General features: G+C 66.7%; 14 protein-coding genes and 1 pseudogene. 7 read left to right on the top strand and 8 right to left on the bottom strand.

Features of this window, described 5'->3' with window-relative positions; genetic code table 11:
• The first annotated feature begins 82 nt into the window (after window positions 1-82).
• From CCZ27_RS17645 to CCZ27_RS17635, 3 genes are read left to right on the top strand one after another with little or no spacing between them, the layout of a single operon-like run.
• Window positions 83-478, top strand: coding sequence for a PA2779 family protein (locus CCZ27_RS17645; protein ID WP_096450385.1), 396 nt, complete (start codon window positions 83-85; stop codon window positions 476-478).
• Window positions 479-489: 11 nt separating this feature from the next.
• Window positions 490-1,503, top strand: coding sequence for a PA2778 family cysteine peptidase (locus CCZ27_RS17640; RefSeq protein ID WP_096450383.1), 1,014 nt, complete (start codon window positions 490-492; stop codon window positions 1,501-1,503).
• Entirely contained in the window at window positions 1,500-2,519 is a 1,020-nt protein-coding gene (locus tag CCZ27_RS17635) for an extracellular catalytic domain type 1 short-chain-length polyhydroxyalkanoate depolymerase (RefSeq protein ID WP_096450381.1), read from the top strand. Before CCZ27_RS17640 ends, CCZ27_RS17635 begins: the two co-directional genes overlap by 4 nt.
• 8 nt (window positions 2,520-2,527) lie before the next feature.
• Here the strand turns inward: CCZ27_RS17635 and CCZ27_RS17630 are convergent, their stop codons facing one another.
• From CCZ27_RS17630 to CCZ27_RS17605, 6 genes are all read right to left on the bottom strand, one after another.
• On the bottom strand, window positions 2,528-3,322 hold the full coding sequence (locus tag CCZ27_RS17630) for an ABC transporter ATP-binding protein (RefSeq protein ID WP_096450379.1): 795 nt from the start codon (window positions 3,320-3,322) through the stop codon (window positions 2,528-2,530).
• 155 nt (window positions 3,323-3,477) lie between these two features.
• Window positions 3,478-4,368, bottom strand: a complete 891-nt coding sequence (locus CCZ27_RS17625; RefSeq protein WP_096450377.1) for an ABC transporter permease — start codon at window positions 4,366-4,368, stop codon at window positions 3,478-3,480.
• A 76-nt stretch (window positions 4,369-4,444) separates the two neighbouring features.
• Complete coding sequence (locus CCZ27_RS17620) at window positions 4,445-5,416, bottom strand: ABC transporter substrate-binding protein (RefSeq protein WP_096450375.1); 972 nt, start codon at window positions 5,414-5,416, stop codon at window positions 4,445-4,447.
• A gap of 315 nt (window positions 5,417-5,731) precedes the next feature.
• Window positions 5,732-6,124: a toll/interleukin-1 receptor domain-containing protein gene (locus CCZ27_RS17615; RefSeq protein ID WP_157748628.1), complete on the bottom strand. Its 393-nt coding sequence runs from the start codon at window positions 6,122-6,124 to the stop codon at window positions 5,732-5,734.
• The gene (locus tag CCZ27_RS17610) at window positions 6,121-6,555 is read right to left on the bottom strand and encodes a TIR domain-containing protein (protein WP_096450371.1); all 435 of its coding nucleotides are present in this window, start codon (window positions 6,553-6,555) and stop codon (window positions 6,121-6,123) included. Before CCZ27_RS17610 ends, CCZ27_RS17615 begins: the two co-directional genes overlap by 4 nt.
• Before the next feature lie 99 nt (window positions 6,556-6,654).
• On the bottom strand, window positions 6,655-8,058 hold the full coding sequence (locus CCZ27_RS17605) for an aminotransferase-like domain-containing protein (protein ID WP_096450369.1): 1,404 nt from the start codon (window positions 8,056-8,058) through the stop codon (window positions 6,655-6,657).
• A gap of 153 nt (window positions 8,059-8,211) precedes the next feature.
• Between CCZ27_RS17605 and CCZ27_RS24030 the strand changes: the two genes are divergently transcribed.
• Window positions 8,212-8,631 (top strand): hypothetical protein, encoded by a 420-nt coding sequence (locus CCZ27_RS24030; protein ID WP_198363383.1) that lies wholly within the window; start codon window positions 8,212-8,214, stop codon window positions 8,629-8,631.
• 51 nt (window positions 8,632-8,682) lie between these two features.
• On the opposite strand, the pseudogene CCZ27_RS17600 reads toward CCZ27_RS24030, so the two are convergent.
• A pseudogene (locus CCZ27_RS17600) lies at window positions 8,683-8,916 on the bottom strand (integrase core domain-containing protein); the annotation flags it as partial.
• Window positions 8,917-9,449: 533 nt separating this feature from the next.
• On the opposite strand from CCZ27_RS17600, the gene CCZ27_RS17595 reads away from it, so the two are divergent.
• From CCZ27_RS17595 to CCZ27_RS23675, 3 genes are read left to right on the top strand one after another with little or no spacing between them, the layout of a single operon-like run.
• Window positions 9,450-10,763 carry a surface lipoprotein assembly modifier gene (locus CCZ27_RS17595; protein WP_096450367.1) on the top strand — a complete coding sequence of 438 codons (1,314 nt, stop codon included), beginning with the start codon at window positions 9,450-9,452 and terminating at the stop codon, window positions 10,761-10,763.
• 15 nt (window positions 10,764-10,778) lie between these two features.
• Window positions 10,779-12,728, top strand: a complete 1,950-nt coding sequence (locus CCZ27_RS17590) for a transferrin-binding protein-like solute binding protein (protein WP_096450365.1) — start codon at window positions 10,779-10,781, stop codon at window positions 12,726-12,728.
• 35 nt (window positions 12,729-12,763) lie between these two features.
• Window positions 12,764-13,837, top strand: a complete 1,074-nt coding sequence (locus CCZ27_RS23675) for a hypothetical protein (RefSeq protein ID WP_157748626.1) — start codon at window positions 12,764-12,766, stop codon at window positions 13,835-13,837.
• A gap of 395 nt (window positions 13,838-14,232) precedes the next feature.
• Here CCZ27_RS23675 and CCZ27_RS17580 read toward each other — a convergent pair whose 3' ends face one another.
• On the bottom strand, window positions 14,233-19,749 hold the full coding sequence (locus tag CCZ27_RS17580; protein ID WP_096450361.1) for a DUF7379 domain-containing protein: 5,517 nt from the start codon (window positions 19,747-19,749) through the stop codon (window positions 14,233-14,235).
• Window positions 19,750-19,829 lie beyond the last annotated feature (80 nt).

Here is a 19,829-nt window from a genome sequence, read left to right as displayed (position 1 = left end):
GCGGTGGCAGCATGCCGCGTGACAGGCGGCGGGCTCGCCCCCTGCCCGATAACCCCAACAATCCCGCCATCGGAGGTCCCTCATGGAAAAGAGCAAGCGGCTGTTGTCCATTTTGCTCATCGCCAGCTTTTCCAGCTTCACCATGGTTCCCAACGCGCAGGCCGTGATGGTGAGCACCGAACAGGCCGCGCAGGCGAGCGCGGCGCAGCAGGGCGGCGATCATCATGCGCGCCTGGGCGACATGCTCGCCCGCGCCGAGGTGCAGGCCGAACTGCAGCGCTACGGCCTCACCGAGGAGCAGGCGCGCGAGCGCATTGCCGCGCTCACCGACGAAGAGGCGGCCGCGCTGGTGAAGCGGGTCGACGATGCGCCGGCGGGTGGCATCATCGGTGCCATCCTGCTGGTGTTCTTCGTGCTGCTGCTGACCGACATCCTCGGCCTGACCAAGGTGTTTCCCTTCACCCGCTCGATTCGCTGAGCGTCCGCCCGATGTCGCAGCCCGGCGCCGCCGCGAGGCGGCGTCTCTTTCTCGGCGGCGCGGCCTGCGCGGCACTGGCGCTGGCCGGCTGCGCGGTGCAGGCGCCGCGTCTGCTGGCCGCGCCACCGGCCGGCCTGCCGCGGCGGGTGGAACTGACGTCGACGCCCTTCTTCCCGCAGGAAGAATTCCAGTGCGGACCGGCGGCGCTGGCCACCGCCCTGAGCGCGGCGGGGCTGCCGACGCGGCCGGAATCGCTGGTCGGCAAGGTATTCCTGCCCGGCCGGGAAGGTTCGCTGCAGGTCGAGATGCTGGCCGGCGCGCGCCGCTCCGGCGCGGTGGCGACGGTGATCCCCGGCGCGCTGGAGGCGGTGATGCGCGAAACCGCCGCGGGCAACCCGGTGGTGGTGCTGCAGAACCTGGGCCTGTCCTGGGCGCCGTCCTGGCACTACGCGGTGGTCATCGGCTACGACCTCGACGCCGGCCGGTTCCTGCTGCGTTCCGGGCCGATCGAGCGCCAGGAACTGCCGTTCGCCACCTTCGAACACACCTGGGAGCGCGCCGGACGCTGGGCCTTCGCCGCCCTGCCGCCCGGGCGCCTGCCGGCCACCGCGGACGAGGCCGAAGCCACCCGCGCGCTGGTCGCCTTCGAGCGCGCCGCGCCGCCACGCCAAGCGGTGCAGGCCTATGCCGCCGGCCTGGCGCGCTGGCCGGATAGCCTGACGCTGGCGATGGGGCTGGGCAACGCGCAGTACGCCGCCGGCGACCTCGAGGCCGCGCGCCGCGCCTTTGCCGATGCGGCGCAGCGCCACGATGCGGTCGTGGCCTACAACAACCTCGCGTCCGTGCTGCTGGCGCTGGGCCGCGGCACGCAGGCGCGCGAGGCGGCCCTGAAGGCCGTGGACAAGGCCGGCGACGGTCCGCTCGCCGACAGTGCTCGCGCCACCCTGCGCAGCGTGGACGAGGCGGCGGCGCGGCCCCCGCGGGCGGACCGCGGCGCAGCGTCCACCGGCGGAGGGCAGCGATGACGAAGCGGCGCACTTCCCGCTCGCCGCTCGGCGGGGCGCTGCGGCGCGCAATGACGGCGATGGCCCGTGCCGGCCTGCGCGCCGGCGGGCGCATGGCCGGCGAGGTGGCGGGCAGCCTGGCGAAGCAGGCGGTGGATGCGGCGGCGGCACGGCTTCGTCCGCCGCCCGGTCCCGGAGACTGGATCACCGGGCAGGCGATCGGCGCCGGCGGCGCGCGACGCTACTTCCTGTTCCGCCCGCCCGGTGTGTCGAATGCCGAACGCCTGCCGCTGATGGTCATGCTGCACGGCTGCGGCCAGACCGCGGCGAGCTTCGCGCGCAGCACCCGCATGAACCGGCTCGCCGTGCAAGGGCGCTTCCTGGTGCTCTACCCGGAGCAGGACCGGCGCGTGAATCCGCAAGGCTGCTGGGACTGGTACGGCACCGTCACGCGGCAGGCGCATGCCGAGGCTTCGACGCTGATGGCGGCGGTCGACCAGGTCTGCCTGCTGTATCCGGTGGATCGCACCGCGGTCGCCGTCGCCGGCCTGTCGGCGGGGGCCGGCATGGCGGCGCTGCTGGGCACGCTGCATCCGGAGCGCTTCCGCGCGGTGGTGATGCATTCCGGCGTGGCGCCGGGTGCCGCGCATTCGGCGGTGTCGGCGCTCGCCGCGATGGGCGGGCGGCGCGAGCCCGAACTGCCCGCGGCGGCGCAGTCCCTGCCGCCGCTGCTGGTGATCCAGGGCGATCGAGATCGCGTCGTCGCGCCGGCCAACGGGATTGCGGCGGCGCAGTCCTGGGCGGCCGCGGCGGGGGCCGCCGCGGCCGAGCCGCGCGCGCTGCGGCGCGGCAAGCGGCATCCGGCGATGGTGACCGACTTCAAGCTGAAGAAGAGGCTGGTCGCCAGCCTGTGCCTGGTCGAAGGGCTCGGCCATGCCTGGAGCGGCGGCGATGCGCGCCAGCCCTTCAGCGATGCGCGCGGCCCGGATGCCTCGAAGATGGCCTGGGCCTTCGTCGCGCGCCAACTGGACCGCTGAAGCGCCGGTCAGCCGAGCAGCAGCGCGTCGTCGTCGATCTGTTCGCCGCGTACGCGCTCGAACATCGCCAGCAGGTCCTTCACCGTCATCCCCTTGCGTTCCTCGCCGGAGACGTCGAGTACCACCTTGCCCTGGTGCAGCATCACCGTGCGTTCGCCCACGTCCAGCGCCTGGCGCATGCTGTGGGTGACCATCATCGTCGTCAGCCTGTGTTCGGCGACGATGCGCACCGTCAGCGCCAGCACGAAGTCGGCGGTGCGCGGATCGAGCGCCGCGGTGTGCTCGTCGAGCAGCAGCAGCCGCGACGGGCGCAGCGCGGCCATCAGCAGGCTCACCGCCTGGCGCTGGCCGCCGGACAGCAGGCCGATGCGGTCGGACAGGCGGTTTTCCAGGCCGAGCCCCAGCGTCGCCAGTTGCGCGCGAAACTCCTCGCGCAGCGCCGGCTTCACCGCCCAGCCCAGGCCGCGGCGCCGGCCGCGCAGGGTGGCGAGCGCCATGTTCTCTTCTATCGTCAGGTCCTCGCAGGTGCCGGCCATCGGGTCCTGGAACACGCGCGCGACGTGGCGGGCGCGTTCCCACACCGGCTGGCGCGTCATGTCGATGCCGTCGATCTCGATGCGGCCGGTATCGACCTTGAGTTCGCCCGACACCGCGTTCAGAAAGGTGGACTTGCCGGCGCCGTTGGAGCCGATCACGGTGACGAACTGGCCGGACGGAATGTCGAGCGACATGCCGCGCAGCGCCCGCGTCTCGATCGGCGTGCCCGGATTGAAGGTGATGTGCAGATCCTGTGCGCGCAGCATTCAGGTCTCCCGCCGGGCTGTCTGAGGCCCCTCGGGGGGCAGCGGACGAAGTGAGCGTGGGGGTCGTTTCATGTCAGTATGCGCCGAGCCGCCTCAAGCGTACTGACGCCCCCTCGGGGGGCAGCGAACGCAGTGAGCGTGGGGGTCGTTTCATCTTAGTTGCCTTTCTTGCCGGACCAGTGCTGGCGCAGCTTCGGCACCACCAGCGCGATCGTGACCAGCACCGCGGTGACGAGGTTCAGATCCTGCGCCTGCAGGCCGATGAAGTCGCTGTTGAGCGCCAGCGCGATGAAGAAGCGATAGACGATGGCGCCGACGACCACCGCGATCGTCGCCAGGTACAGCCGGCGCGAGGGCAGCAGGCTCTCGCCGACGATCACCGCGGCAAGGCCGATGACGATGGTGCCCACGCCCATCGAGATGTCGGCGCCGCCCTGGGTCTGCGCGAACAGCGCGCCGGCCAGGCCGACCAGCGCGTTGGACAGCGCCATGCCGCCCAGCACCATGAGTCCGGTATTGACGCCCTGCGCCCGCCCCATGCGCGCGTTCGAGCCGGTGGCGCGCATCGCCAGGCCGGTCTGCGTCGAGAAGAACCAGTCGAGCACGAACTTGGCCGCCAGCACGACCACCACCAGCAGCATCGGCCGCAGCACGTAGTCGGCGATCGCCTCCGGCTGCAGCACGGTGAACACCGTGGGCTCGGTGATCAGCGGCACGTTGGGCCTGCCCATGACGCGCAGGTTGATCGAATACAGCGCGATCATCATCAGGATGCTCGCGAGCAGGTCCATGATCTTGAGGCGGATGTTGAGCCAGCCGGTGATCAGGCCGGCCACCGCGCCGGCGACGGTCGCCGCCGCGGTGGCGACGAAGGGGTCGGTGCCGCTGGAGATCATCGTGGCGGCGACGGCGCCGCCGAGCGGAAAGCTGCCGTCCACGGTGAGATCGGGAAAGCGCAGCAGGCGGAACGAGATGTACACGCCCAGTGCGACGAGGCTGAAGATCAGCCCGATCTCGAATGCCCCGAGCAGGGTATAGAGCGACATGGAGACTTACCGGTGGGGGAAGAAGGCGGCGCGCGCCGATGTGCCGCGCGCGCCGGCCGGAAGTGGTGGCGCGCGTTTACTTGATGATCTGCGACGCCGACTTGAGCACCGCCTCGGACAGCTTGACGCCCTGCTTCTCGGCCGCGCCCGGATTGACGAAGAGTTCGAGCTTGGTGCTCGTCTCCGAGGCGATTACGCCCGGCTTCTCGCCCTTCAGGATGCGCGCCACCATCGCGCCGGTCTGCACGCCGAGCTTGCGGTAGTCCACGCCCAGCGCCGCGACCGCGCCGCGCTTCACGCTGTCGGTGTCGGCGGCGATCATCGGGATCTTGGCGTCGTTGCCGACCTTCACCAGCGACTCGTAGGCCGACACCACGTTGTTGTCGGTGCTGGTGTAGAACAGATCGACCTTGCCGATCAGGCTGCGCGCGGCGGAGCCGACGTCCACCGTGCGCGGCGCGGCGGCCTCGACCAGGGTCATGCCCTGCTTGGGCAGGGCCTCGCGCAGCGCCTTCACCACGACCACCGAATTCGCCTCGCCCGGGTTGTACACCACGCCGACGCGCTTGGCGGCGGGCACGACCTGCTTCATCAGCGCGATCTGCTTGTCCAGTTCCAGCACGTCGGACACGCCGGTGACGTTGGTGCCCGACGCTGCCATCGACGGCACGAGCTGGGCGGCCATCGGGTCGGTCACCGCCGTATAAACGAGCGGGATCTCCTTGGTCGCGGCGGCGACCGCCTGTGCCGACGGCGTGGCGATGGCGACGATGACGTCGGGCCTGTCGCCGATGAACTTGCGCGCGATCTGCGCTGCCGTGCCGGTGTTGCCCTGCGCGCTCTGGTACTGCCACTTCAGGTTCTTGCCTTCCTCGAAGCCCGCCGCGGCGAGACCTTCCTTGACGCCGTCGCGCACCGAGTCGAGCGCCGGATGCTCGACGATCGCTGTCACGGCGACGGATTTCTGCTGCGCGACGGCCGGTGCGGCGACCGCGAAAGACAGCATCAGGGCGCTCAGCAGGGCGGTGCAGGGCTTGGCGAAGGACATGGGCGACTCCTCGGTTGGCGGACGCGAATGCGTGGCACGGATTCTGGCCGCGCCACGCGGATTTCAGGCTCGCAGTCTACCTGCTCGCGGCGGGTCGGCAAACGGCAGCATTTCGGCGTCGGGATGAGGCGACGCGGCAGGTCTGGCGGCGGGGGATGCGTGGAGCGGACGAGCACTGTCCGAGTCCCGAGCGGCAGCGAGGTCGAGTTGCGCAGGACGCGGAGCGCATCCCCCGCCGCCAGACCGGATTGGGGCACTCTTGCGCTTCGGCCTGGTTGGGGGATGCGGCGGCGGGGATGCGCCGCGGGCGCCCGTTCAGCCCGAGAGCGCGCCGCAGAAGGACTGCGGCAGCCGTCCACGCTGGTCCACCTCGAAGACCCTGGCGCTGCCGGCGAGGCGGTCGACCAGCAGCGAGCGTGCCTTGCCCGGCATGGCAACCAGCACGAGGTTCTTGCCGAGCGCGTCGGCCAGCCCGGCCTCGTAGTTCACCCACTGCGAATTCTCGCCGTGCGGCGAGGCCAGGATGACGACCGTGCTGGCGGCGTCCATCGCCGCCTTGATCGCGCTGCGGACGTCGTCGTCGGGAGTGACGCTCGACTTCAGGTCGAAGACATCGACCTCGGCGCCGGCGTCGGCGAGCTGCCTCGCCAGCGACCGGGCCAGTTCGCTGTCCTGGACGGCGTACGACAAAAAGACCTTTTCGCTCATGGGTGGTGGACTCCGCGTACGAGGCTCCGGATGTCTCCGACGATGTTCTTCCATTCGAGCGCCGCGTTGCACTGGCTCGCAATCAGCAGCGGCGGTACGCCGTGCTCGCGCGCCCGCAGTTCGCGGTATTCGAGATGATGCAGAAGGATGAAAGTCTTCACTTCGAACGCATCCGCGTAAGCCAGTTCCATCCACTGCGCCGCACCACCTTCCAGTGTCGCTGGCGAGACCAGGAAGATGGTGGCGATGGATTCACGCACGTTTTGCTTCAGCGCCGCCGCGATGTCCTTTTCGGAACGCGCTTGGTCGCGCTGATAGGCCCACGCCGTGACACCCTCGGCCGCCAGCATCGTCTCGATCGCGTATTGCAGCAGATTGGCCTCGAATGCATCGTGCCCCGAATACGAGATGAAGACTTGCGCGCGCGCCATGGATCGGATGATAGACGATCGCCGCCCGCGGATGCATCATGCCGCGCCGCAGTCTGGACCCGTCGTGGCGGTGCAGCCATCCGGACGTGACGTTGCGCCTCAGCCGTGATCCAGTGTTTCCGCCAGCAGGCGTTCCACCTCCGGTGCGGCGGAGAACGCGACGTTGAAGCGGATCCAAGGGCTGGGCTGCATCTGCGGGCGGAACACCTTGCCCGGCGCGAGCATGATGCCCCGCTCCGCCGCTTTCGACGCCACGGAGGCGGCGTCTTCGATGCCGGGGGGGCGGGCCCACAGGAATACGCCGGCCCTGGGCTCCAGGTACACCTCCATGCCGACGCGTTCGAGCATCCGCAGGCAGGTCTCGCGCGCCCTTGCCAGCCGCGTCTGCAGGCGCTCGATGTACTTGCGGTAGTGGCCGTCGGTGAGCATCTGATAGACCAGTTGCTCGTCGAATTCGCCCGAGCACACGCCGGTCAGCGCCTTCACGTCGGCGAACTCCATCGCCAGGTCGGGGCGGGCGGCCAGGAAGCCCACGCGCAGGCTGCCCGACAGCGTCTTGGAAAAGCTGCCGACGAAGATCACCCGGTTCAACTGGTCGAGATTGGCCAGGCGCGTCGGCGGCTGGGAGTTGAAGTCCGCGTAGGTGTCGTCCTCAATGATCAAAAAGCCGTGCCGCTCGGCAAGCTGCAGGATGCGGAACGCGACCGCGGGCGCCAGGCTGCCGCCGGTCGGGTTGTGCAGCACCGAATGGGTGAAGAACACGGTCGGCGTGTGATGTTCCAGCAAGGCTTCGAGCGCGGTGGCGTCGGGGCCGTCCACCCCGCGCGGCACGCCCACCAGCGTCGCGCCGAGCAGGCGCAGGTTGCCGAAGAAGTTGAAGTAGCCGGGGTCATCGACGAAGACCACGTCGCCCGGGCGTACCAGCCGGCGCGCGATGATGTCCAGCGCCCGGCTCGCGCCCTCGGTCAGCACGATCTGCTGCGTGTCGGCGCCGATACCGGATTCCGCCAGGCGGATCTGCAACTGCTGGCGCAGCGGCAGATAGCCCGGCACCGGGCCATAGGTGGCCAGGCGCGCGTCCGGCCGGCGCGACAGCGTGCGCAGATGGCGCCTGAGCCCCTCCTCGTCCAGCCAGTCGGACGGTAGCCAGCCGGCGCTCGCCTTGATCTGCCCCGGCCGGTCGTCGAGAGCCTGGCGCAGCAGCCAGGCGACATCCACCGCCCGGTCCACGTCCGCCGGCGCGGCGGGTACCCCCGCTTCGCGCCGCGCCGCGACGTAGAAGCCCGAGCCGCGCATCGAACGCAGATAGCCCAGCGCGACCAGCCTGTCATATGCCTCGACGACGGTGAACCGGCTCACGCCGTGGCTTTCGGCCAGCTTGCGGATCGGCGGCAGGCGCATGCCGGGGCGCAGGATGCGATCGTCGATCTGGCCGCGCACGGCATTCACGATCTGCTCCACCAGCGGGGTGGAGAGGGATTCGTCGAGACTCACGAGCTGCACGTCTTGCTCCTGTCGAAAGGGCCGCTGCGGGCCGGCCTGTACTGCCGGTTCGACCGGTACGCTTCAGCGCGCCGTCACCGGAGGTGTCCGTTCAATTCGTAAAAGTGTTCGGTATTGTTTGATCCATGCTTCCCGACCGTCAAGGAGACAGACATGTCCGCCCGCCTGCTTTCGCCGCTTCTCGCCACATTCTGCCTGGCATCGCTCGCAGCCTGCGGCCAGGCGGCGCCGGCTGGCCGTATCGAGCTGCTGTGGCCGGAGCGGGCCGTCGTATATCGCGTCACCGGCGAGCCGGGCCGCATCGAGGCGTACTCGATCCGCAACGGCATCGCCCCGCTCGGCACCACCCGGCTGCCGGCCGGATTGCGTCCGGCCGCGATGGCGCTGGACGCCGGCAAGGGGCGGATCATCGTCTGGGGCGAACGGGGCGGCGCCATCATCGACGGCCACACGCTCGCGCTGCGCGCCGAATGGCACGATGACGCCGCACGGCCGGACGACGTCCCGCCACGGCACATGGCGCCCGGTCAGCCGGCGCTGGCACGGACCGAGGCGATGGCCGGGCCGCGGTAGCGTGGTCGTTGCCTGACGGGTTCTGAATGTACTGCGCCGGGGCAGGTAGCCCAGCGCGGAATGCGACTGCACCTCGTCGTGGTGACGGCGCCGCTGCTCGATGACGACGCGCGCCTCGAGGCGGTTGCGGAAGTATTCCGTGGATAGGCACTCATCACGGAATTTGCCGTTGAAATTCTCGTCGCTGCCATTCTGCCAAGGCTTGCCCGGCCGCGACGGCGTCATCTGCGCGCCCTGACCGGTCGCGCCCGGAAGCCTCCCGACCCCGGGCAATCCACGCCGCATGGTCCTGATCCCCGGGCCTGGTGGAAAACGCCCTCGTCGTCTCCCCGACTCGCCGCCCGGTACCGCGACACCTTTCCGTCCGCCATCCGCGAACGTCATTCCCGCAAAAAAATCCGCTTTCGTGCCAGCGATCAAAGATATCTGATCGTCCTGCAAAGAACGACCGATCCAACTGGCTTGAAAATTCCTTCGCCATCCACGCGATACGACATTCGGATTAACGGTGTCGAGGATGGCGTGCCATCCACTCTTGCGGCGTCGTATCCGTGGGTTTCCCAGGAATGGCGCAAAGCAATGGAAAAAGGGCGGCGAAGTAATTTATATCGCATTTTCTTCAAGCACTTACTTGCGTTGCATTGATACAAGGAGCATAATTTTGAAAGTCAGTCAGTCAGTCAGTCAGTCAGTCAGTCAGTCAGTCAGTCAGTCAGTCAGTCAGTCAGTCAGCATAGGCACGTCATCAAGCTGATGGCGCTCGCGGCGCCGCTCACGGGTGCCGTCTGGAGGTCATTTGCCTTCGGGGAGGTGATGCCGTGAACGCAGCCTTCCGACTTGTCCGCCTATTTGCCTCCGGCCTGCTCGTCTGGTCGAGTGCGCAAGCGGTTTCCGCTTCCAAAAGCGACATCCTGTCCACAGCGCGGGAGGCGCTGCAGAACGGGCAGCCGGTGCAGGCCCAGTCCCTGCTGCTGCCAGTCCATCGTTCCGGGAACCACGACAATCAAACACTGTTTCTTCTGGCGCTGTCGGCAAAGCAACTCGGTGACTGGGCGGCGAGCGAGAGATACCTGACCGAATTGCTCCAGCGCGAGCCGGCGGCTTCCCGCGTCAAGCTCGAACTGGCCGAGATCCATTACCGCAGCGGTCGCCCGGAAAAAGCCAGGCAGCTTCTGCTCGACGTCAAGGCCAGCAATCCGCCGGCCAGGGTTGGGGAAAACATCGAGGCTTTCCTGGCTTTCATCGAATCCGGGGGCGCAAAGGCATGGAGCGCCTATGCCGGCGTCGGCCTGCTCTACGACAGCAATGCCAACCAAGGGCCGGACATCGACAACATCCTGATCTACGACCTGCCGTTTACGCTCGATCGGGACGCCAAGGGCAATCATGACTGGGCCCATCTGTACAAACTCGGCGCCGGCTATACCCATGCCTTGCGGGACGATCTTGCCGTGCAGGCGGGTTTGCACCTGAACTACACCGACTACCGGCGGCTCAACGGCTTCGACACGCTGAACCTGTCCCTGTCGGTGGGGCTGGGCTGGTCGAAGGATGCCTGGTCGTTTTCCCTGCCCTACATTTTCAATGTCATCCGCTTCGGCCATTCGCAGCGTTATTACTCCATCGGCCAAGGGCTGGCGCCGCAGATCGCCTACCAGGTTTCTCCGCGGCTGTTGCTGCAAGGCAGTCTGGCCTGGCAGGACCGGCGCTACAAGGACAACAGCCCGCGTAACGGCGACGTGGTGACGTTCAGCCCTTCGTTGCGCTATGCGTTGGATGCGAGCAGCCATGTCAGCGTCGGCGGCTATGCCGGCCGGGAGAAAGCCGGCCTGGAAACCTACGGCAACCGCTCCCGGGGCGTCGAGTTCGGTTACTTCAAGGCTTTCGACAAACACCTGAATCTGCATGTTTCACCGGCTTTCAGCCACACCGATTACAGCGGTTTCGAGGCGGCCTGGCAGAAAGGCCGGGTGGACCGCCGCACCGATCTGAGCGCCAGCCTGAACTACCTGATCGCCCCGTGGAACAGCAATCTGACGCTTTCATTCACGGCGTCCGACAATCGCTCGAATATCGGGATGTATCGCTACAAGCGACAGCAGACGATGGTTTCGCTGGCCAGGCACTTTTGAAATCGAGGGAATGAAATGAAACTCAGCAAAATCGCGGCAATGGTTCTTGTCGGTCTGCACGGCGTCGCCAACAACGCCAACAGCGCGCCGTCAGGGGCAGTAGGGGATATTTCCGTTTCTGGTGCAAAAGCGGAATTCAAGGCAGGTAACAAGGATTATGACTCTGCAGTTGCCGCACAGGTCAAAACGCTAAGCGAAGGCGTGAAAATAGCTGCAGAATCATATTCTGCTGACGCGATCAAATTGCAGGATGCCATCAGGGCACAGGAGAAGACTGTAAAGGAACTGGATCAAAAACAGAGAAAACTCTTTCAGCAATCGAATGATCCACAACTCAAGTCTCTGGTTTCGCTGATCCCGGATGCGGTCAAGAGAAATAGCGATGAAATGAGAGGCGCCCTCCGGAATTTGAACGAATTGAATAGCAGCCTGGACAAGGCGATATCCTCATCCGAAAAATTTGCAAAGTGGGGGAAGGGGCTTGGTGCGGCTGCCGATATTGCCAGTGTCTACGTTGATATCAAGGACTACGGCCAATCTCGAAAGACTCTCGTGGATAACATGACGATTGTCAAGAATCTCGTGGTGGCTGGTACATCGTATATTCCAGGGTATGGGCTGCTCATCAGTGTGACAGATCTAGGGGTGGATTTGATTTCGGATTCGTTGGACCAGGGTTTGAGCATAGGACGAAAGTGGTCCCTGGAGGAAGCGGACAGATTTCGTCTCCTTGCAGTAAATGCCATTACCGAAGTCCGGGCGGAGATAGAGTTCGAGGCCAAGAATGGTGTTGCACTTGATACTCAGCAAATTCATCGCATACAGCTAAAGCATGGAATCGAGCTGTTTGAGAAGCTCTCCGCTGAAAAACCTGAAAATCGCATGTTCGATGGCGATGTGGCGGTCGCCAGCCATGAGGAGTCAATGGCTTTTGCTCGAAAGCTGATGGATGGTTTTAATCTCGATGTGTTGTCGGCAAACTCATCGAAACTTGCCGCTGCATACAGCGCCATCAACGACTACAACAGCACGATGCAGGAGCTCCAGAGGCAGGAGGCGGAAATAAATGCGCTCATCGCCAGGATGGAGCAATCCGTGGAAAAGCTGTCGACCATGACGGAGAGCCTGGAAAAGATCAGCCTTGCCAGTTGGAGCCTGGTTCCCGCCAAACCTGCCACCTCTAGCCAGCCTGTTTCTCCTGCTGTCAGCCAGGACAGCGCATCAAAAAAATCGGCGGATGATGTTCGCAGGATCGAGAATACGCTTTCCGGCACCTCGACCAACCCAGGTACCGTAACCGGGTTCGACGGGTTTTCCGTCGCCTACCACGAAGCGCCCAGGCGTCGGGATGTGGTCAACATGCCCATTGAAATCGAGAATGCGACAATGAAGCACCCTGCTGCCGAAGTCCTGCCGTCGCCGCATTACGGGCGGACGGCGATCCGGCTAGATCATGCCGCTTCTGCATCGCAATTCGATTACATGTCTTGGGGAGCCTGGTCGGGGAACCTGTCATATAGTGAACCCGACCATCAGATGAAGCTGACTTTCGGCCATTTCATCGTGGGTCGGGCAACGATGCCGAGTGAAATGCCGAAATCCGGGCAGGCCAGCTACAGCGGACAGATCATCGGGCAATACGTCGAGGCCGGGGTTGGCCATAACGATCTGGGCGGAACGGTGAACCTGACTGCAAATTTCAATACGATGAAAATTGGCGGTGGCTTCACGTTCAGGCGCGGGGACGGTTCAAATCTGATAACCACACAATTGCCCAGCAGCGCTGGAGCCATTGCTGGCAACCGGTTTCATGGTGACTCGCTCAGGTCACTTGACGGCACGGATGTCTTCGGCAACGTGATAGGAAGGTTCTACGGGAACGCGGGGAAGGAAATAGGTGGAACGGTGCATCTGTTCGCCGGTAACAAGACGATCGCCGGCATCTTCGGCGCGAAGAAGCAGTAGCACCGATGCGCTGACTTAACCGACAGGTACTGACCTTGGCGATTATTGAAGTTAGGGAGCCCGCTGTCGCACAGCGCTCATGTTTCCAGTCAATTTTTCCTTTTCCGGTTATGAAACCCATCACACTTCTCCTTGTCTTGCTTGGTCTTTTTCTTGTTCATGTCGATCTCCATGCCAATGAACAGTATTTCGTGCTTGATCGAGGGGTTACGCCTTTCCAGCCTTTGGCTGACGAACCCTACCGTTGGCTCCTGCCTGATGGCACTCAGCTTGGCAAACCGAAACGCCTTACAGACGAGCAGGGGCGGGCTTTTGTTACGAAGGCGTTGAATCAGGAAGAATACCTTCTCGATTTAATGTGGGGAAGATTCAGGGTTCATGTCGATCCGAAATGCTGGAAGGGCGCGCCAGAGAATTTTCAAGATTGTGCGAAAGTTATCGAGCGGATTGATGGCTGCAAATTGTTCGAGTGCGAGACAACGGCCTCGAATAATTTCATAGATGATTATCGGCAGAAAAATACACGGCGATCCCAATGGGTCCTAGCGGAGGTTTCTGCAAAGGAAGCCCGAGAACTTGTCGGAAGTGAAATCAAGGCGCTGGAGAAGCTCAAACTGTCAGAAATGACTTCTGCGATGGAAAAGAGTCTTGCGAACTGCCCGAAGGTTGATATGAAGGCGCCGAATCCCGAGGCAGAGGCTCTCTATCAAAGGGGCTTGGGCGAACCGATGGGTTCCGAGGAAGGCGAGGTGGCCTTCATTGAAGCTGCAAAATTAGGCTATTGGCGTGCGGCAAGCAATCTTGTAACCATTGCCTTGCAATATGAAGATATTGAATCGGCCTACCTGATTACGGCATGGCTGATCAAGCACAAGAGGCCTTCGGCATACAGCAAGCTGGCCATGATCCTGCGCGATATTATTTCGAACGATGTTGATGGACCGGTGAATACGAAAGACCTGGGGAACAAGTTGCAGTTGAAATCGGCCATGGCGGGTGACCCGAATTCCATGCTTGAAGTGGGAAAGAAAATTCAGTCTTCAGGCCATCCGAAATTGGGGAGCAAGATGATCGAATGCGCCAGAATTCTGCGCCCCGATCTAATTTAAGACGCCCAACCCGCCGGTCAAGGCGCTCCCGTAGGGCGCTGGGACACACCGCAAGCGTTGCACCCCTGAGCTTGCACGTTGAACGACGGCTTTCCTCAAACGTCAATGACTGCGCTGGGTCGGTAGTGGTCACTCGGGTGTCAAGCGTCAGCTCCGGTTGAGTAACGTCCATCCCGGACGCATGTGGCGGGCAGATTTCAGCCTGCTCTGAAATCTCCATGGCGTCTTCACCTTGGTGCTGATGTATGCGACCTCCACAACGACAGGAGAGTGCGGCGATTTCGAGTTCTTGACTTTAGCGCGTGCCCTGTTGAAGCGAGGTGCGGCAGAAAGTCGCGAAATGTCGGGACTGCAGTTTTCGGCTTTGATTGTCAGGAACACCGCGACAACCCTTGCTACAACGCGTTGAGAATGCGCAGCAGCGTGGTCCGCAGCGACGGCGGCGCCTCGGGCGCCTCGGGTGCTTCGGATGCCTCGGGCGCGCCGGCGAAGGCGAGCGCGAAGTCGAGGTTTTCGATCACCGAGGCTCGCTCGCGAGGGCTGGCGCCGCGCTGCAGCGCGGCGCGGTAGTGCGCGAGCACCGCTTTGGTGAGCGCCTCGGCTGCTTGTGTGGTGAGGCCCCCGGTATAGCAGGCGATCAGCCGGACGAGGGCGATGTCGCCCAGGCTTGCGGCGTCCCAGAAGTTGGGGTCGGCGGTGTTGTGGCGGGTGACGATCTCGGCAAGGCGCGTGGCATCCTGCTCGCAGCGCGACAGCCAGTCGGCGCGTTCTTTCGCATCCTGCGACAGGCCGGCGAGCAGGCAGGCGGTGGCCCAGTTGGTGAAGCCGTAGGCCGTGCTGCGCTGGCGGCGCTCGAAGGCGCGCTCGTAGTAGCCGGCCATGCGCCGCAGCGCTTCGCTGCGGCGGTCCGACTCGATCTCGATCAGCGCCAGGCGCTTGCAGGCGCTGCCGAGCAGGCTCAGGCGTTCCTCGGTGGTGCCGACCGGCAGCAGGTTTTCCAGGCTGCCGATCGCCGCGTTTACGGCTGCGACCAGTGCCGCGCGCTCTTCCGCCGGCAGCGGGTCGGCTTCGCCGCGCGCCAGGCACCGCTGGGCGGCATCGCGGACGATGTAGTTGGCGCGCTGTTCGGCCGCGCGCAGCGGGCAGATGCCGCGGTCGGCGTCGAGCGCCCTGTGCAGCCAGGCCATGGCCTCGCTCCAGCGCCGCGCTTCGCCCCAGGCGAAGCCGATGGCGGCGCAGACCTCGGCGAGCTGCAGCCAGTCGTCGCGCTGGCCGTCGGGGATGCGTTGGAGCATCGCCTCGATGGTGTCGGGTGCTTCGTCGTCGGGGCTGCCCGCCTGCAGGCTGCGGGCGAGATTGTCGAGGTCGGCAACCAGTTCCGACCACGCGGCATAGGGCACCCGCCGCTGCGGACGGGCGGCGGCGTCACGCCGCAGGCGGAAGTCCGGGTCGCCGTAGCACTGGTAGGCGCCCCAGGTATTGACGCCGGGGAAGCGGCGCCAGGTTTCCTCTCGCGCCGCGCGTACCGCCTCGCCGAAGGTTTCGCCGGCGAGCATGCGGCCGTAGAAGGTCTCGGCGAAGGCCAGCGCGGCGCCGTCGTCCACCGCCCAGCCGGCGGCGACCACCGCGCGCACGCCCATGCGGATGAACTGCACGCCGAGGTTGGCCGCCAGGGCGCCGCGGTCTGGCGGCAGGGCGGCGGCCGTCCTGCCGAGGTGGCAGCAGTTGATGAACACGAGTTCGGGCACCCAGCGCATCTGCTCGATATCGCCGGGAGTCAGGAAGACCTCCTTGCCGATCACCATGCCGGAGATCTTGCGTGCCGCGGGCTTGACGGCCCCCGCCTGCGTCCCTGCGGCGGCGGGCGGCTGCGGGATCTCGTATTCGTGCACGCCGTGGCCGGCCAGATGCAGGATGCGCCAGGCGTCGCGGTGCAGGTTTTCGATGATGGCGTCGGTGCCCCGGTCGATGCAGTCGGTCACGCGGAATTCGCCGCCGGACAGCAGGTCGGCGACGCGGCGCGCCTCGTCGCGCGCGCCCTGCAGGTCGCTGAACTTGTCCCAGCCCTGCAGGTCGGGGTGGCCGATCACCAGCGCGCGCGCTTCGAAGGCGTGGGCCGGGCGCGGGCGGAAGGTCTGCGTCTTGAGCTGCCGCACCAGGCCGCAGGCCACCGCCGCCGGGCGGCCGTTGTCGCTCCAGCGGTCTTCCAGCAGTTCCCAGGGGTAGCGGGCCGAGTGCTCGTCGACCAGCAGCACCAGGTCGCGCTGGTGCGGGGCCGTTTCGCGCAGGCGCAGCGGCAGCAGCATCTCGAACAGCGTGCGTGCGGCCTCCGGATTGGCCTTCGCCGATTGCGAGGCGGCGCGGATGAAGGCCTCGGCCAGCGCCAGTTGTCCGGTGGACAGGGTTTCCTCGGCGCGGGCGCGGTCGGTCGCGAACACGAAGCGCAGTACGTCGCGGCGGTCTTCGTCCTCGGCGATCTCGAGGCGGTGCCACCATTCGGGCGCCTCGTCGAAGCGGACCCGGCGGTGGCCGCCGACGCCGGCCTTGATCTGGCGCGCCGGCCAACTCACTACCGCCGCCAGTTCGCCGTCGCCCAGGATCTGCGCCAGACCGGCGGCGGCATTGATCGCCACGTCCTCGAACAGCTCGATGAACTCGATCTCGTCTATCGTCACCTGGCCGTCCAGCTCGGCTTCCATCAGCCGCGCGTTGGCGGCGACCGCGCCGCGCAGCATGGCGTCGAGCGAATCGCGCACCGGCATGCCGCCGGCGCCGGTGCCCACCAGCAGGCAGGACACGGAGGCACGGCGCGGACCGCCAGTGCGGTCGAAGCGGTCGTCCGCCCACTGCGCCACCTGCAGCGCGTAGTCGAGCAGCGCGGCGCGGGTCGCGGATTCGAGCAGGCCGGGGGTGAGTTCGCCGACCTGGCCCAGGCCAATGACGATGGCGCCGCCCGGCCTGCCTTCCGCGCGCGGATGGAAGAACAGCGCGTGCGTCTGCAGGCGGCCCGGGTACAGGCCGAGGAAGTGGCGGCGCGACAGCGCGTCGCCGAGCCGCCGGTCCAGCACCTTCTCGGCGCTGACGATGGTGTCGCCCAGATAATGGCCGACCAGCACCGGATGGCGGGCATAGGACAGGTCGCCGTGGCGGATGCTCACCGTGATGGTGGGGATGGGCGGGCGATCGTCTTCCGCGGCGGGCAGGTTGCCGCCGAAGCCGAGCCGGGGGATCTCGCGCTCGCCGGGTATGCCGTCGGCGGGCGGGGTGGGCTGCAGCACGAAGGTCGCGCCTTCGCCTTCGGCGGCGCGGGCGCGTGCCGGCGGCGTGGCGGGCAGCCGCGTGGTGGCGCCGGTCTGCAGCAGTTCGAGATAGGCGGCGAAGGCGCGCTTCTGCGTGCATAGCGCATCGTGCGCGGTGTCTGCCACGTACCAGGTGGGAACGCCGTGCAGCCGGCCGGAGGCCCAGCTCACCGTGCCGTCGCCTTCGCGCGTGGCGAGGAATTCCAGGCGCTTGCTGCCGTGGCGGCCGAGGGTTTCGTCCATCACCAGCCGGTAGTCGATCACGGTGGCCGGCTGGCAGCCGGCGACGTAGCACATCAGCGGATCGGGAGCGGCCCGGCGCAGGCGCCGCCAGGTCCGCGTCGCGTCGCGCAGGCGGGTGGCGCCGGCGGTCTTCCAGCGGGCGCGGGTTTCGGTACGGATCGTCTCCCAGCGTTCTGGCTCCGCGAAGGCGAACCCTTCGTCGTCGAACGGCAGCAGTTCGAGCAGCCCCGGGTAGTCGCGCACGATGCCGATGATGTCGTCGGTGTCCCGGGTGAAGTCGAGCAGGGCCAGCTTGGCCAGGGTGGGGTTGAAGCCGGTGAGCCAGCGCACCGCCTCGTGCGAGCCCAGGTTGGGCGTGCCCAGCATCAGGAAGCGGCTGTTGGGCAGGCGCCGCACGCGCTCCCAGAGCGCCGCGCCGGCGCCGCCGTCGGCGATCATCGCGCGCACCACCAGGCCGCCCATCGAATGCGCGACGAAGTGCACCGGCTGGCCCTGCCGCTCGGCCCGCGGCAGCCAGTCGGCCAGGCGCCGGGCGAGTTCCGCCGCGGCTTCGGTGATCGACAGGCGCCAGTCGTAGGGGAATATTTCCACCCGGTGCGTGTGGGACAGGAATTCCAGCAGCGGGCCGTAGAAGTCGTCGAGCAGATCGACCGGGGCGACGTTGCGCGCATCGCTCGCGATCTTCTTCAGGCCGCCGCGCAGCAGCGTCCAGTAGTCGAGCCAGACGCGCTCGCCGCCCGCAGACAGCCCGCTGCCCAACGTGCCCGGCAGCACGATCGCCAGCGGCCGCAACGCATCGCCTTCCTGGCTGCGCTGCACGGCGCCGCGCCAGCGCGGCTCCGCCCGCGGCGCGGCCTCGATCGGCAGGAAGCCGCCGGCTTCGCCCTCCGTGCGGGTCAGGCCGGCTTCCAGCCACTGGATGCTGCGGGCGTTGCTGAAGTAGCAGAAGTGATTGACGTCGGCGCCCTTGTCTTCGCGGAAGCGCGCCCCGCCCGGCGGGCGGCGCAGCCCGCCGGACATCGAGCCGGTGTTCACCACCAGGTCGTGGTCGGCGCCGTAGAACCAGTCGGTGGCCACCAGCTTGATCTTCTGCCACAGCGAGTCGCCCTCGATGTCGCCGGCGATCACGCTGAGGTCCGCGGTGGTGACGAGTTCGGGGTGATGCAGCAGCCGCGTCAGCGCCGAGCCAGGCATCATCGCCTCCAGGCCGGGCAGCGTGCGCGGGTCGGTGCGCTCCTTGACCACTGCGAGCAGGAAGTCCAGGCCGTCGCCGAACAGGTCGGTGCCCACCGCCTTGCCGGCGAGGAAGCCCAGCATCGACAGCCAGCGGTCGAGCCGGCCGGAAGCCAGCGTGGTGCCGCGCGCCGGGCAGGCGACGCGCACGAAGCGCTGCACCGCGATGTCGCGGCTGCGCAGCGTCTTCAGCAGCTTGACGAGGCGCGCGCCGTCCTTGCGGTAAGCCTCGTCGCGCGCCTTTTCCTCGTCGGCGTCCAGCGGCGACAGGCCCAGTTGCGGCGCGATCGTGCGGTCGGTGCGGAACACGGCCTCGAGCATCTCGGCGGTCAGCAGTTCGGCGGCACTGCCGCTGCCGGCCAGGCACAGCAGTTCGCCCACCAGGCCGCCGCGCGAGTGGCTGGCCAGATGCAGTTGCGTGCCCTTGGGCAGGGATTCGGCGAGTGCCAGCGCGTTCTCGATCGGGCTTTCGGTGAGCGTGCGGTGCTCGAAGGCGAACACCCGCTCGCCATAGACCTGCAGCAGGCGCGTGCGCGCCTTCTCGCCGGCTGCGTTGGCCGGGTCCCACAGCTTGCCGAAGCTGCCTTCGCTGCTCGAGGCGGTGCCGTGCAGGAAGAGCAGCACGGGCGAACCGGCGGGCACGGATTCCTTCGCGCCCGGCTTCTCCAGCCTGAACCGGCCGTCCAGCGGGCAGCGGAAGAGGCCGGGCCCGCCCTTGCCGAGCTGCTTGTCCTCGAACCAGGACGACAGCTTGCTCGCCGTCTGCTGCGCCAGGTCCACGCCGAAGAAGTCGAGCACGCGGATGCCCAGGCCGAGCAGGCCGCGTTCGTCGCGCGACGCCGCCGCGCCGCGTTGCGGGGTGACGGCGTCGAACTCCCACGCCTCGCCGCCGTCGCGCGACCGCGACAGCCGGCCGTGCTCGCGGACCAGGCTGTCGGCGCGAGACCACAGCACGAAGCCGTTGTCCAGTTCGATCCGCACGACGTCGTCGGCGGCGACCTGGATCTCGTTGGCCGCGCCGTCGCGCGCGCGCCCGGGAAACAGCCGCCGCGGATCGGATACGCCGACGCCGGCCGACACCTTGGGCGTCGTGGCCTGGCCCTCGGTGCCGCGGATGGTGAAGCTGCGCTGCGCCATGGAAGGACTCCGGTGCGAGGCGCGGCCGCAGGCGGCCGCGAAGCGGGTATTGAATGGAATGCGGCAAGGACGGGCGGTGC

Origin of the sequence: Thauera sp. K11 (genome assembly GCF_002354895.1) — a bacterium.
Lineage (GTDB): Bacteria > Pseudomonadota > Gammaproteobacteria > Burkholderiales > Rhodocyclaceae > Thauera > Thauera sinica.
The sequence above is the reverse complement of the archived record's forward strand: the minus strand, read 5'-3'. Positions and strand labels throughout refer to the sequence as shown.